The 13883-nt window shown below is 58.7% G+C and carries 11 protein-coding genes; 7 read left to right on the forward strand and 4 right to left on the reverse strand.

Annotation, left to right across the window (positions count from 1 at the left end):
* Positions 1-4 precede the first annotated feature (4 nt).
* Together trkA and E4P01_RS02605 are read left to right on the forward strand one after the other, a co-directional pair.
* A complete protein-coding gene (trkA, locus tag E4P01_RS02600) occupies positions 5-1378 on the forward strand; it encodes a Trk system potassium transporter TrkA (protein ID WP_032878602.1) in 1374 nt (457 codons plus the stop codon).
* An 18-nt stretch (positions 1379-1396) separates the two neighbouring features.
* Positions 1397-1708: a tetratricopeptide repeat protein gene (locus E4P01_RS02605; protein ID WP_032878603.1), complete on the forward strand. Its 312-nt coding sequence runs from the start codon at positions 1397-1399 to the stop codon at positions 1706-1708.
* A 134-nt stretch (positions 1709-1842) separates the two neighbouring features.
* Here the strand turns inward: E4P01_RS02605 and E4P01_RS02610 are convergent, their stop codons facing one another.
* Positions 1843-2730 (reverse strand): lysophospholipid acyltransferase, encoded by an 888-nt coding sequence (locus tag E4P01_RS02610; protein WP_005783378.1) that lies wholly within the window; start codon positions 2728-2730, stop codon positions 1843-1845.
* Positions 2731-2770: 40 nt separating this feature from the next.
* On the reverse strand, positions 2771-3328 hold the full coding sequence (tag, locus tag E4P01_RS02615; RefSeq protein ID WP_005783377.1) for a DNA-3-methyladenine glycosylase I: 558 nt from the start codon (positions 3326-3328) through the stop codon (positions 2771-2773).
* Between the two features lie 81 nt (positions 3329-3409).
* On the opposite strand from tag, the gene glyQ reads away from it, so the two are divergent.
* From glyQ to E4P01_RS02635, 4 genes are all read left to right on the forward strand, one after another.
* Complete coding sequence (gene glyQ, locus E4P01_RS02620) at positions 3410-4363, forward strand: glycine--tRNA ligase subunit alpha (protein WP_003213601.1); 954 nt, start codon at positions 3410-3412, stop codon at positions 4361-4363.
* Entirely contained in the window at positions 4360-6414 is a 2055-nt protein-coding gene (glyS, locus tag E4P01_RS02625) for a glycine--tRNA ligase subunit beta (protein WP_078822694.1), read from the forward strand. The genes glyQ and glyS overlap by 4 nt, the downstream gene beginning before the upstream one ends.
* On the forward strand, positions 6414-6953 hold the full coding sequence (gene gmhB, locus E4P01_RS02630) for a D-glycero-beta-D-manno-heptose 1,7-bisphosphate 7-phosphatase (protein ID WP_216092213.1): 540 nt from the start codon (positions 6414-6416) through the stop codon (positions 6951-6953). The genes glyS and gmhB overlap by 1 nt, the downstream gene beginning before the upstream one ends.
* Before the next feature lie 82 nt (positions 6954-7035).
* Positions 7036-7806, forward strand: a complete 771-nt coding sequence (locus E4P01_RS02635) for a lysophospholipid acyltransferase family protein (RefSeq protein ID WP_216090509.1) — start codon at positions 7036-7038, stop codon at positions 7804-7806.
* Between the two features lie 181 nt (positions 7807-7987).
* Here the strand turns inward: E4P01_RS02635 and E4P01_RS02640 are convergent, their stop codons facing one another.
* On the reverse strand, positions 7988-10267 hold the full coding sequence (locus tag E4P01_RS02640; protein WP_216092212.1) for a CHASE2 domain-containing protein: 2280 nt from the start codon (positions 10265-10267) through the stop codon (positions 7988-7990).
* Between the two features lie 371 nt (positions 10268-10638).
* Here E4P01_RS02640 and E4P01_RS02645 point away from each other — a divergent pair, with 371 nt between their 5' ends.
* Entirely contained in the window at positions 10639-11361 is a 723-nt protein-coding gene (locus tag E4P01_RS02645) for a response regulator transcription factor (RefSeq protein ID WP_005783372.1), read from the forward strand.
* A gap of 103 nt (positions 11362-11464) precedes the next feature.
* Here the strand turns inward: E4P01_RS02645 and gyrB are convergent, their stop codons facing one another.
* A complete protein-coding gene (gene gyrB, locus E4P01_RS02650) occupies positions 11465-13882 on the reverse strand; it encodes a DNA topoisomerase (ATP-hydrolyzing) subunit B (RefSeq protein WP_005783347.1) in 2418 nt (805 codons plus the stop codon).
* Between the last annotated feature and the right edge of the window lies 1 nt (position 13883).

The following is a 13883-nucleotide window of genomic DNA, read 5'->3' on the forward strand; positions in this document are numbered from 1 at the left end:
CCGGATGAAAATCATCATCCTTGGGGCAGGGCAGGTCGGAGGCACGCTGGCCGAACACTTGGCCGGCGAAGCCAACGACATCACCGTGGTCGACACCGATGCCGAGCGCCTGCGCAACCTGGGCGACCGCCTGGACATTCGCACGGTACAAGGCCGGGCGTCGTTTCCAACGGTGCTGCGTCAGGCGGGTGCCGACGATGCCGACATGCTTGTGGCGGTGACCAACAGCGACGAGACCAACATGGTCGCGTGCCAGGTCGCTCATACGTTGTTCCACACCCCAACCAAGATCGCCCGGGTGCGCGAAGCGGCCTACCTGACTCGCGCCGGCCTGTTCGATAATGACGCCATTCCGGTGGACGTATTGATCAGCCCGGAACAGGTGGTCACCCACTACATCAAGCGCCTGATCGAAATCCCTGGCGCCTTGCAGGTGATCGACTTCGCCGAGGGCAAGGCGCAACTGGTGGCGGTAAAGGCGTACTACGGCGGGCCGTTGGTTGGCCAGCAACTGCGCCAGCTGCGTGAGCACATGCCAAACGTGGAAACCCGCGTGGCCGCGATTTTCCGTCGTGACCGGCCGATCCTGCCCCAGGGCGACACGGTGATCGAGGCCGACGACGAAGTGTTTTTCATCGCCGCCAAGGCGAATATTCGTGCGGTCATGAGCGAAATGCGCAGGCTCGACGAGAGCTACAAACGCATCGTCATCGCAGGCGGCGGGCAGATCGGCGAGCGGTTGGCCGAGGCCATCGAAAGCCGCTACCAGGTGAAGATCATCGAGATGAGCCCGACGCGTTGCCGGCATTTGTCCGACACCCTCGACAGCACTGTCGTACTGCAAGGCAGCGCCTCGGACCGCGACCTGCTGATGGAAGAAAACATCGCCGACGCCGATATCTTCCTCGCCCTGACCAACGATGACGAAGCCAACATCATGTCGTCGTTGCTGGCCAAGCGGCTGGGGGCGAAGAAGGTGATGACCATCATCAACAACCCGGCCTATGTGGACCTGATCCAGGGCGGCGATATCGACATCGCCATCAGCCCCCAACTGGCGACCATCGGTACCTTGCTCGCCCACGTGCGGCGTGGCGATATTGTCAGCGTGCACTCCCTGCGCCGGGGTGCGGCGGAAGCCATCGAGGCGATTGCCCACGGTGATTCGAAGTCGAGCAAGGTGATTGGCAAGGCCATCCGCGATATCGGCCTGCCGCCGGGTACCACCATTGGCGCAATCATCCGCGATGAAGAAGTGATCATCGCCCACGACGACACGGTGATCGCCACCGCAGACCATGTGATTTTGTTCCTTGTGGATAAAAAACATATCCGCGATGTAGAGAAGCTGTTCCACGTGGGCTTGAGCTTTTTCTGATCAAACGGAGTGACCGACATGCTCGAATCCCTGGAAAAAATGCTCGCCAAGGGTGTGGATAATTCGCTGCTGCGTTTCGGCTTGGGCAAGGGTTATCTGGACTTGAAAGACAACGCCAAAGCCGCCGAGCATCTGGGCAAGTGCCTCGAGTTCGATCCGAAGTATTCGGCGGCGTGGAAGCTGTTGGGCAAGGCGCACCAGGCGCAGGGTGACAGTGCCTCAGCACGACAGGCGTGGGAAAAAGGCATTGAAGCGGCCCAGGCCCACGGCGACAAGCAGGCCGAAAAAGAGATGACCGTGTTCCTGAAGAAACTCGATCGACAGGCTTGATACAGGACTAAATGTGGGAGGGGGCTTGCTCCCGATGCCAGTGTGTCAGCCAATGCATATTTGACTGAACCACCGCTATCGGGAGCAAGCCCCCTCCCACATTGTTTCTATATCGGTCTTGAGTCAGGTGTGAATCAGTACCACCGCGCCTCACCCGGCGGGCGCTTCTTGAAGCGCTTCATGCTCCACATGTACTGGCTCGGGTAGGCGCCGACATAGCGCTCCACCACTTTGCTCATCGCCGCGCAGGAGGTGGCGGTGTCGGTGCTGTACATGTCTTCCGGCGCCGCTTCCAGGATCACTTTGTAGCCTGAGCCGTCCGGCAGGCGCAACGCGTGCAGGAATACGCCAACAGCCTTGTGGCCCGCGAGCATGTTCGGCACGAATTTGCTGGTGAGGGCCTGGGTGGCGAAAAACGGTACGAAGATGCCGGCGGACTCGGCTGGTTCCGGGTCGGCAGGAATGCCTACCTGGCCGCCTTTGCGCACTTCCTTGATCACGCTGAGAATGCCTTCCTTGGTCGACGCCGCCACGCGGTTGCCCAATTGCACGCGTTGTTTGCGCAGCAGTTCGTCCACCGCCTTGAGCTTGGGCGGGCGATAGAAAATGATCGGTTTGCACTGGCTGCAATAGAAGTGGTTCAGCACTTCCCAGTTGCCCAGATGACTGGTGATACCCACCACGCCTTTGCCCGAGGCCAGGGCTTGGTGCAACACTTCCAGGCCCTCGACTTCCCGCACCAGGTCGATGGAGCGCTGGGCTGGCCAGATCCACGCGCAAGCACTTTCGGTCAGGGACTTGCCGATGTCCATCAGGCTGCGGCCCACCAGGCGCTCGCGCTCGGCCGGGTCCATGTCCGGGAAGCATTTGGAGAGGTTGATCCGCACGGTGTCGCGGGAACGGTTGGGGGTTTTCCACATGATCCAGCCGATGCCCGTGCCAACGGCTTGGACGGCGCGCCAGGGCAGCAGGGCAAACAACCGGAGAGCGCCTACCAGCAAGGCGCCTTTAAACTTTTCCACAGGTCACTCCTGATCGTGTGTGGTGCGCAAAACCGGCATTCTAACCGGCGTTGACCAAGTCCGCGTAACGGTCACAGTCCTGAGTGTGGTCCATGACCATGCCCGAGGCCTGCATGAAGGCGTAGCAGATGGTCGGCCCGACGAAGGTGAAACCGGCTTTTTTCAAGGCGCGGCTCATGGCTTCAGCCTCGGGTGTAATGGCCGGGACGTCGCTGCGATCCTTGAAGTGATTGACCTTGGGTTTGCCGCCGACAAATGACCACAGCAACCCCACCGGGTCTTCCAGCGCCAGCCAGGCCGCGGCGTTGCGCCGGGTAGCATTGAGCTTCAAGCGATTGCGCACGATGCCCGGATCCTGCATCAGCGCCTCGATTTCTTCATCGCTTAACCGCGCCAGACGCTGCGCATCAAAGCCGAACAAGACCTTTCGATAATGCTCGCGTTTGCGTAAAACAGTGATCCAGGACAGACCCGCCTGGAACCCTTCGAGCAAAAGCAACTCGAACAAACCCTGCGCATCGCGCAGCGGCGTTCCCCACTCTTGATCGTGATAAGCCATGTACAGCGGATCTTCAGAACACCAAAAGCAGCGTGGCATAAGGCTCCAGGGAGTGGTGGCGGGGCCGAATCGGGTATACTCCCGCTCTTTAAATCGCAGCCCAAGTAACAGGTGAATTTCGTGAGCCAGCCTACGCCAGCCGTGCGTACCTTCCAAGACTTGATCCTCGCCCTCCAGCAATACTGGGCCGAGCAAGGTTGTGTGGTACTTCAGCCCTACGATATGGAAGTAGGCGCCGGCACTTTCCACACCGCTACATTCCTGCGGGCCATCGGCCCGGAAACCTGGAACGCCGCTTATGTGCAGCCCAGTCGTCGCCCGACTGACGGCCGCTACGGCGAAAACCCGAACCGTCTGCAGCACTACTACCAGTTCCAGGTGGTATTGAAGCCCAACCCGGACAACTTCCAGGAACTGTACCTGGGCTCGCTCAAGCATGTGGGCCTGGACCCACTGGTGCACGACATCCGTTTCGTCGAAGACAACTGGGAATCGCCAACTCTGGGCGCCTGGGGCCTGGGCTGGGAAGTCTGGCTCAATGGCATGGAAGTGACGCAGTTCACTTACTTCCAGCAAGCCGGCGGCATCGAATGCTACCCGGTGACCGGCGAGATCACCTACGGCCTGGAGCGTCTGGCCATGTACCTGCAAGGCGTGGATTCGGTCTACGACCTGGTATGGGCTGACGGCCCGTTCGGCAAAGTGACCTACGGCGATGTGTTCCACCAGAACGAAGTGGAGCAGTCCACCTACAACTTCGAACACGCCAACGTCGAGAAGCTGTTCGAACTGTTCGACTTCTATGAAAGCGAAGCCAAGCGCCTGATCGAACTCGACCAGCCGCTGCCGTTGCCAAGCTATGAAATGGTGTTGAAGGCGTCCCATACCTTCAACCTGCTGGACGCCCGCCGTGCCATCTCGGTAACTGCGCGCCAGCAATACATCCTGCGTGTGCGCACGCTGGCACGTTCCGTCGCCCAAGCCTATTTGCTGGCTCGCGCCAAGCTGGGCTTCCCGATGGCAACCCCTGACCTGCGTGATGAAGTGTTGGCTAAGCTGGAGGCTGCACAATGAGTGCTCAAGATTTCCTGGTTGAACTGGGCACCGAAGAGCTGCCACCCAAGGCACTCAATACCCTGGCCGATGCATTCCTGGCCGGTATCGAAAAAGGCCTGCAGACTGCCGGCCTGAAGTTTGAAGCCAAAAAAGTCTACGCCGCGCCGCGCCGCCTGGCTGTGCTGCTGACCGCGCTGGAAACCCAGCAGCCGGACCGCAACATCAACCTGGACGGCCCACCGCGCCAGGCAGCTTTCGATGCCGACGGCAACCCGACACAAGCCGCCCTTGGCTTTGCCAAGAAATGTGGCGTAGAGCTGAGCGAGATCGACCAGAGCGGCCCGAAACTGCGTTTCAGCCAGGTCATCACCGGCAAGCCGACCGCCAGCCTGCTGCCGACCATCGTTGAAGACTCCCTGAACGACCTGCCTATCCCCAAGCGCATGCGCTGGGGTGCGCGCAAGGAAGAGTTCGTACGTCCGACCCAATGGCTGGTAATGCTGCTCGGTGACCAGGTCATTGATTGCACCATCCTCGCCCAGAAGGCTGGTCGTGATTCCCGTGGTCACCGCTTCCATCATCCCGAAAGCGTGCGCATCACTTCGCCGGCCAACTACCTCAACGACCTGCGCGCCGCTTACGTATTGGCCGATGCCAATGAGCGTCGCGAGCTGATCAGCAAGCGCACCGAAGAATTGGCCCGCCTGCAGGAAGGCACCGCCATCGTGCCGCCAAGCCTGCTGGACGAAGTGACCGCTCTGGTGGAGTGGCCGGTGCCGCTGGTGTGCTCGTTCGAAGAGCGTTTCCTCGACGTGCCACAAGAAGCGTTGATCACCACCATGCAGGACAACCAGAAGTATTTCTGCCTGCTGGACGCAGACGGTAAGTTGCTCCCGCGCTTTATCACCGTGGCCAACATCGAAAGCAAGGACCCGCAGCAGATCATCGCCGGTAACGAGAAAGTCGTTCGCCCGCGCCTGACCGATGCCGAGTTCTTCTTCAAGCAAGATAAGAAACAGAAGCTCGAAGACTTCAACCTGCGCCTGCAAAACGTGGTGTTCCAGGAAAAACTCGGCAGTGTCTACGACAAGGCCGTGCGGGTTTCCAAGCTGGCGGCCTACATTGCACCACGCATCGGCGGCGACGCAGCCTGGGCCGCCCGTGCCGGCTTGCTGTCCAAGTGCGACCTGGCCACCGAGATGGTTGGCGAGTTCCCTGAGATGCAAGGTGTCGCCGGTTACTACTACGCCCTCAACGACGGCGAGCCGGACGACGTCGCCCTGGCCCTGAACGAGCAGTACATGCCACGCGGTGCCGGTGCAGAATTGCCGACCACCCTGACGGGTGCGGCCGTGGCCATCGCCGACAAGCTCGATACGCTGGTGGGTATCTTCGGTATCGGTATGTTGCCCACCGGTAGCAAAGACCCGTATGCCCTGCGCCGTGCGGCATTGGGCGTGCTGCGAATCCTGATCGACAAGAAGCTGGATCTCGACCTGACCCAGGCCGTGGTGTTCGCCGTCGGCCAATTCGGGACCAAGGTCAAGCAAGCCGGCCTGGCCGAGCAAGTGCTGGAGTTCGTGTTCGACCGCCTGCGTGCGCGTTACGAAGACGAAGGCGTGGACGTTTCCGTCTACCTGTCGGTACGTGCCCTGCAACCGGGTTCGGCACTGGACTTCGACCAGCGCGTACAAGCCGTACAAGCGTTCCGCAAGCTGCCGGAAGCCGATGCCCTGGCGGCCGTGAACAAGCGTGTGTCGAACCTGCTGAGCAAGGCCGACAACCTCGGCAATGCCGACGTTGACCCAAGCCTGTTTGCCGATGCCAAGGAGTTCTCGCTGAACTCGGCCATCGCCAAGGCCGAGAACGCTGTGAAACCGCTGATCGCGGAGCGTAACTACGCTGAAGCGTTGGCGCGCCTGGCGTCTCTGCGTGAGCCGGTAGACGCGTTCTTCGAAGCGGTGATGATCAATGCCGACGATGCCGGTGTGCGGAAAAACCGTTACGCCATGCTCGCGCGTCTGCGTGGCCTGTTCATCAATATCGCTGACATTTCCGTATTGGGTTGATCATGTTGAAACTGCTGATTCTCGATCGGGACGGGGTGATCAACTACGACTCCGACGCTTACATCAAGTCGGTACAGGAGTGGATCCCCTTGCCCGGCTCGATCGAGGCCATCGCGCAGTTGAGCAAAGCCGGCTGGACGGTGGCCATCGCCACCAACCAGTCCGGCATCGCCCGCGGTTACTACGACATCGCCACCCTGAACGCCATGCACGCGCGCTTGCGCACGTTGGTGGCCGAACAGGGAGGTGAGGTGGGGCTGGTGGTTTACTGCCCTCACGGGCCGGATGAGGGCTGCGATTGCCGCAAGCCCAAGCCTGGCATGTTGAAAACTATTGCAGAACATTACAAGGTGCCCTTGGCTGGGATATGGTTCGTCGGGGACAGCCTCGGTGACCTGGAGGCGGCCAAAGCCGTCGACTCTCAGCCAGTTTTGGTAAAGACCGGAAAAGGCGAAAAGACCCAGGCGAAAAACCTGCCGGTAGGCACTTTGATTTTTGACGATCTGGCGGCGGTTGCCGCAGAACTTATTAACAACTAGCCGCCCTCGACTTCCTGACCAAGGATTGTTCGGGAGTGCGCTTTTAACAGGCGGGCCGTGTCCCGCAACGGTAAATGCCGCCATGTCGATCTTGCAGGCCATCAGAACCTTTTTCTTTTACCTGCTGCTGGGCACCAGTTCGTTTCTCTGGTGCACCCTGAGCTTTTTTATTGCCCCCTTCCTGCCGTTCAAGGCGCGTTATCGCTTCATCAACGTTTATTGGTGCCGTTGCGCGTTGTGGCTGAGCAAGGTGTTCCTGAACATCCGTTTTGAGGTCAAGGGCGCAGAAAACGTCCCGGACCAACCCTGCGTGATTTTGTCGAACCACCAAAGCACTTGGGAAACCTTCTTTCTTTCCGCGTACTTCTCGCCCCTGAGCCAGGTGCTTAAGCGTGAACTGTTGTACGTACCGTTCTTTGGCTGGGCCATGGCCATGTTGCGCCCGATCGCCATTGACCGTGACAACCCCAAGGCGGCGCTCAAGCACGTGGCCAAGAAGGGCGACGAGTTGCTCAAGGACGGCGTCTGGGTACTGATCTTCCCCGAAGGTACGCGTGTGCCCTACGGCACCGTAGGTAAGTTCTCACGGGGCGGTACGGCATTGGCGGTCAACGCCAACCTGCCGGTGCTGCCCATTGCCCACAATGCCGGCAAGTTCTGGCCGAAGACCGGCTGGGCCAAACGCGCTGGCACCATCACCGTGGTTATAGGCGAGCCGATGTACGCAGAAGGCGAGGGGCCGCGTGCGATTGCTGCACTGAACGACCGCGCCGCTGCATGGAATGAAGCACAGCAGCGAGCCATGAGTTCCCTGCCTCCTGAGCCCTTGGTAGTCGAGACCCCGGCGATTTGAGGATCTGTGGATAACCTGTGCACGCTTTGTTGGCGAATTGGCTTTTTTGATTCATAACCTTCTGATTTAGCTGCATATTTCTGAAGATCATAAAATCTCGAAAAACGTGCATAAGTTTTTTCTTCATAAAAAAACCGGTCCTTGTGACCGGTTTTTTATGCACAGCAGAAAAGTCGGTTTTTTAGTCTTCCAACTGCGGCAATAACAGGATGAATGTCGAGCCCTTGCCCAGCTCACTTTCACAAACGATGCGTCCACCGTGCCGTTCCACCACGGCCTTAACCATCGTCAGCCCCAGTCCAAGACCGTCACTGCCCTGGGCCGAATCGAAACGCCGGTATTGGCTGAACAGTTCCGGTAAATCCTCGGGGGCAATCCCCGGCCCCTGATCGCTGATGCGGCATTCCAACCACCCCTGTGCACTGCCGTGTCTTAACCTGACGGTAGTGCCGGAAGGGGAGTATTTGATCGCATTCTCCAGCACGTTGAACAACGCACGGGTGAGCAGTGATTGATCGGCATGGATCATGGCTTCATCCGCCTCATCCAGGTCGTGGACCAGGTGGATGCCCTTGAGTTGCGCAATCACCGCCACTTGATCAAAGGCGTCCATCACCAGCATGGCGAACAAGGTAGGCTGGAACTGGTAACCGTCAGCCTCGGCCTTGGCCAATTGCACAAAGGATTCGGTAAGGCTCAAGGCCCGTCGGACCTGTTGCTCGACCTGGGCAAAGACTGGCGATTCGCCGTTATGCACATCCAGCAGGGCGAGGATCGCCGAATGGGGTGCGCGTAGGTCGTGGGAGAGGAAACGCAGCATGGTCTCGCGATGCTGCTGGGCTTCTCGCTCCTTGCTCAGGTCCGTCAGGCTCAACAACCAGCCGAGGGCGAAGTCACCTTCGGCCGGAAGCAAGGGCGCAAGCTCCATCCGCAGACTGCGCTGGTGGATATCGCGGAACTCAACCAATTCCAGTGCTGACAGGGCAGGGCGTACGCCGTTATGCAGCGGGGGATAACCCAGATCGGCGAGTTGTTCGATGAGGTTTGAATTGACTAGGTCGTTACCGAACACATCACGGGCTACACGGTTGGCCAACAGAATATTGCCCTGTGGGTCGGTTATCAGCGTAGCCACCGGCAGGCACTCCAACCCGTCAGCCATAAAGCGCCGCGTATCACGCGTACGACTGACTGCCTGCTCAAGGGCAAAGATCCGCCCCTGCAACACATCACCCTTGCTGGCGGGCGCACGACGACGCTCCGGCAGCACCTTGGGCTCGTTATCCAGCCGCGCCAGTTCCCAACCAAAGTAGGCCAGGATGACGCTCAGGCGCCGCCAGTTCCAGATGAGATAGCTGAGTAACAGCCCGATCAAACACGCGGCGGGAGACCACCAATGCCCAAGGCGCAGCAATGCCCATGAGCCCACCAGCGCCGCGGTCATGCCACCCAGGGTCATCCACAGGGCGTAGCGAGGGCGATACAGCAGAAGGCCCAGCAGCAAGGTCACCAGGGATGTCGCCAACAGGGCGGCAAGCCATCCGGGCAGGTCGACAATGCTGCGTCCCTGCAACAGACCATTGAGGATATCGGCCTGGATCTCCACTCCTGCGGTCGTGCCGACGGTGGAGGAGAGCGGTGTCACAAAACGATCGGCCATTCCATACGCCGTGGCACCTATCAGAATCAGCCGGCCGCGCAGTGTCTCGGGAGCTACCTCGCCGCGTAATACGCTGAGGTAGGACACGCTGGGAAAGTGGTCATCTTCCGAGGTGAAAGGCACGCGGATTTCATGCTCTTGATGCCACTGCTGGCTGCTGGGCTCCTGGGCAAGGCCCGGCATTACCGGTGCTTGCTCACTCAGCGCGAACGCCAGCCATGCCAATTGAGGGAGCGTGCTTCCCGGTGGGCCTTCACGCAGATACACGCTGCGTACGATGCCGTCGCTATCCGCTTCGACGTTGATATGCCCCACGCCCTTGGCGCACTTGAGCAACGGTGACAGCGGCTCTCCTGGCAGGCTGGGACTTACGCTGCTATCACCGACGATGGGCAGCAGTACATTGCCAGCATTGCAGACCGCATCAGCCAACCGTCGTCCATCGGCCCCCTTGCTAGGTTCGCTGAAGACTACGTCAAACAGAATGCCTGCCGGCTGGGCGGCGCTAAGGCGTTCAATCAGATCTGCATGCACACTGCGCGGCCACGGCCATGGGCCGAGTACTTCCAGGCTGGGCGCATCAATGGTGACCAGCAGAATCCGTGGATCCACCGGTAAAGGTGTCAGGCGGCGCAGGCTGTCGTAGAGAGGGTTATTCAGTGCCAGGCCCGGGCTCAAGGACAGGTAAACGGTAAAGGGCAGTAACACCAGCCCGATCAACAACCATTCACGGACCAACCCGTGGAATAACAGCTGTGCCTGGGAGGGTTGGCGTTTCTCGGCTTTGCGCCATAGTTTCACAGGGCTACCGCCGAAAGTATGCGAAGGCATTGATGGTCATCGGATAAAGGTGTCATAGGCCCGCTCCCTTCCATGTGGTGACGTTCAACAGTGTTCTGAAACCAGTGAAGCTTATTTCGGTCTCAGTTGAGGACTTTACCCAGAACCGTGCAACAAACCATACCTCACCTTGTTGCAGGGCAGGGGTATGAGCGAGTCCTTTTCCTCACAGACAGGAGCCGGTATCTTTGCTTTGAGCATCACGGGATCTTATCAGCGTATCGAGAGATACAAGGATCGTAGAATCCGCCCATAATTGTTCAGATTCAGAGGCTGGCTTTGCACAGTCGCCACTCATTAAAGCAGTCGTATTTTTTGTAGGAAGGACCCCCATGCGAGTCGCAATACTGGATGACGAGCCCGCCGAGTTGCGACGGGTGGAACAGACACTGCGACAGATTCCCAGCACTGCGGAACAGCCATGGTCGCTGCATTTCTTTGAGCGCGGCGAAGACCTGCTGCGCCAACTGCGGCGGGAAACCTTTGACCTGCTGATCCTGGACTGGCAACTACCGGATATCTCGGGCATTGCCTTGTTGCGCTGGACCCGCGAACACATGGAATCGCCCCCCGCGGTAATCATGCTCACCAGTCGCGATGCCGAGAGCGATATCGTCACCGCATTGAACAGCGGCGCAGATGATTACGTCAGCAAACCCTTTCGCCCCAACGAGCTCAAAGCACGCGTCAGCGCCGTCCTGCGACGCCACGGCTTGCAGAAGTCGGCTACCCAGGAAGTACAGAGCTTTAATGATCTAACCTTCGACGATGCCGAACTGACCGTCACCCGCGCAGGCAAACCCATTAACCTGACAGAGCGGGAATACCGCCTGGCCAGTTGCCTGTTTGCCAACCTGGCCCGGCCGCTGTCTCGCGAGTACCTGTATGAGCGGTTTTGGAGCCATGAGGAAATGGTCTCGTCACGGCCTTTGGATACCCATATCTACCGACTGCGTAACAAGCTCGGGCTGACGGCGGATCGCGGCTGGCAGCTGTTGACGATCTATGGATATGGATATCGTTTGGAGAGTGTGGCGACAACGGCGCAAAGTTGAAATCTTGATGTTCCACGTGGAGCATTTTAAAACGCTTAACCATCACCCAATAAAAAAGGCCAACGCTAAGCGTTGGCCTTTTTGTTCAAGCAGGTTTACCTGATCAGAAATCCAGGTTAGACACCGCCAAGGCGTTGCTCTCGATGAAGTCACGACGAGGCTCGACCGCATCACCCATCAGGGTGTTGAAGATCTGGTCTGCGCCAATGGCGTCTTCGATGGTCACACGCAACATACGACGCTGAGCCGGGTCCATGGTGGTTTCCCACAGCTGATCCGGGTTCATCTCGCCAAGACCTTTGTATCGCTGGATGGTATGGCGCTTGGTGCTTTCAGCCATCAGCCAGTCCAGGGCTTCCTTGAACTCTTTGACCGCTTTCTTGCGCTCGCCACGCTGAATGTAAGCACCATCGTCCAGCAGGGTGCTCAGTTGCGCGCCGAGGGTAACGACCGTTTTGTAATCGTTGCTGCCGAAGAAGTCGCGGTTGAAGGTGACGTAGTTGGACAAACCGTGGGAGATCAGTTCGACCTCCGGCAGCCACACGTTACGTTCGCGGTCTTCGCGCAGGCTGGCTTTGTACACCAGGCCAGACTTCTCAACGGTACGCAGACGCACTTCGTACTGGGCCAGCCAATCCTGCATGGCGGCGTGATCGCCCAACTGCTCCAGGCTCACGGCCGGCAGGTAGATGAAGTGCTCGGTCAGCTCCTGAGGATACAGGCGCGACAAACGCTTGAGCGTCTTCATGACCATACGGAAGTCGTTGACCAGACGCTCCAGCGCCTCACCGGAGATGCCCGGGGCTTCGTCGTTCAGGTGCAGGCTGGCATCTTCCAGGGCCGACTGCGTCATGTATTCTTCCATGGCGTCGTCGTCTTTGATGTATTGCTCTTGCTTGCCTTTTTTCACCTTGTACAACGGCGGTTGGGCAATGTAGATGTAGCCACGCTCGATCAGCTCTGGCAGCTGACGGAAGAAGAACGTCAGCAGCAGGGTACGAATGTGCGAACCGTCGACGTCAGCATCGGTCATGATGATGATGTTGTGGTAACGCAGCTTGTCGATGTTGTACTCATCACGGCCAATACCGCAGCCGAGTGCAGTGATCAAGGTGCCGACTTCCTGAGAGGAAATCATCTTGTCGAAGCGCGCCTTCTCAACGTTGAGGATCTTGCCCTTCAACGGCAGGATGGCCTGGGTGCGACGGTTACGACCCTGCTTGGCGGAACCGCCAGCAGAGTCACCTTCCACCAGGTACAGTTCGGAGAGGGCAGGGTCCTTCTCCTGGCAGTCAGCCAGTTTGCCAGGCAAGCCGGCGATATCCAGCGCGCCTTTACGACGGGTCATCTCACGGGCTTTACGCGCGGCTTCACGGGCGCGGGCAGCATCGATCATCTTGCCGACAACCAGCTTGGCCTCATTGGGGTTTTCCAACAGGAAGTCGGAGAAGTATTTGCCCATTTCCTGTTCAACCGCGGTCTTCACTTCGGAAGACACCAGCTTGTCTTTGGTCTGGGAGCTGAACTTCGGATCCGGAACCTTGACCGAGATAATAGCCGTCAGGCCTTCACGGGCATCGTCACCGGTGGTGGCGACTTTATGCTTCTTCGCCAAACCTTCCGCTTCAATGTAGGTGTTCAGGTTACGCGTCAACGCAGAACGGAAACCCACCAGGTGAGTACCGCCATCGCGCTGGGGAATATTGTTGGTGAAGCACAACAGGTTCTCGTTGAAGCTGTCGTTCCACTGCAGGGCGATTTCCACGCCGATGCCGTCTTCACGCTGGATATTGAAGTGGAACACCTGGTTGACCGCAGTCTTGTTGGTGTTCAGGTATTCAACAAACGCACGCAGGCCGCCTTCGTACTTGAACAACTCTTCCTTGCCGCTGCGCTCATCCTTGAGGACGATGCCAACACCGGAGTTGAGGAAGGACAGTTCACGAATCCGCTTGGCCAGGATGTCCCAGCTGAAGTGGATGTTCTTGAAGGTCTCAGCCGATGGCTTGAAGTGGATCTGGGTACCGGTGGTTTCACTGTCACCAACGATTTTCATCGGTTCCTGTGGCACACCGTGGACGTAAGTCTGTTCCCAGATCTTGCCGCTACGGCGAACGGTGAGAATCAACTCTTCGGACAGAGCGTTCACTACCGACACACCTACACCGTGCAAACCGCCGGATACTTTATAGGAGTTGTCGTCGAATTTACCGCCGGCGTGGAGCACGGTCATGATGACCTCTGCCGCCGAAACGCCTTCTTCTTTGTGCACGTCTACCGGGATGCCACGACCGTTGTCACGCACGGTAATGGACTCATCCGGGTGGATGATAATGCTGATGTCGTCGCAGTGACCGGCCAGAGCTTCGTCGATGGAGTTATCGACCACCTCGAACACCATGTGGTGCAGACCGCTACCATCATCGGTGTCGCCAATGTACATACCGGGACGTTTGCGTACGGCATCCAAACCTTTCAGCACTTTAATGCTGGTCGAGTCGTACGTGTTTTCTTCGCTCATG

It is taken from the genome of Pseudomonas sp. NCIMB 10586 (genome assembly GCF_023127895.1).
Taxonomy (GTDB): Bacteria; Pseudomonadota; Gammaproteobacteria; order Pseudomonadales; family Pseudomonadaceae; genus Aquipseudomonas; species Aquipseudomonas synxantha_A.

Coding starts and splice junctions, on each gene's coding strand:
- glyS (WP_078822694.1), top strand. CDS start 4,360: ATGAGTGCTCAAGATTTCCTGGTTGAACTGGGCACCGAAGAGCTGCCA.
- E4P01_RS02635 (WP_216090509.1), top strand. CDS start 7,036: ATGTCGATCTTGCAGGCCATCAGAACCTTTTTCTTTTACCTGCTGCTG.
- E4P01_RS02645 (WP_005783372.1), top strand. CDS start 10,639: ATGCGAGTCGCAATACTGGATGACGAGCCCGCCGAGTTGCGACGGGTG.
- E4P01_RS02605 (WP_032878603.1), top strand. CDS start 1,397: ATGCTCGAATCCCTGGAAAAAATGCTCGCCAAGGGTGTGGATAATTCG.
- tag (WP_005783377.1), bottom strand. CDS start 3,328: ATGCCACGCTGCTTTTGGTGTTCTGAAGATCCGCTGTACATGGCTTAT.
- gyrB (WP_005783347.1), bottom strand. CDS start 13,882: ATGAGCGAAGAAAACACGTACGACTCGACCAGCATTAAAGTGCTGAAA.
- trkA (WP_032878602.1), top strand. CDS start 5: ATGAAAATCATCATCCTTGGGGCAGGGCAGGTCGGAGGCACGCTGGCC.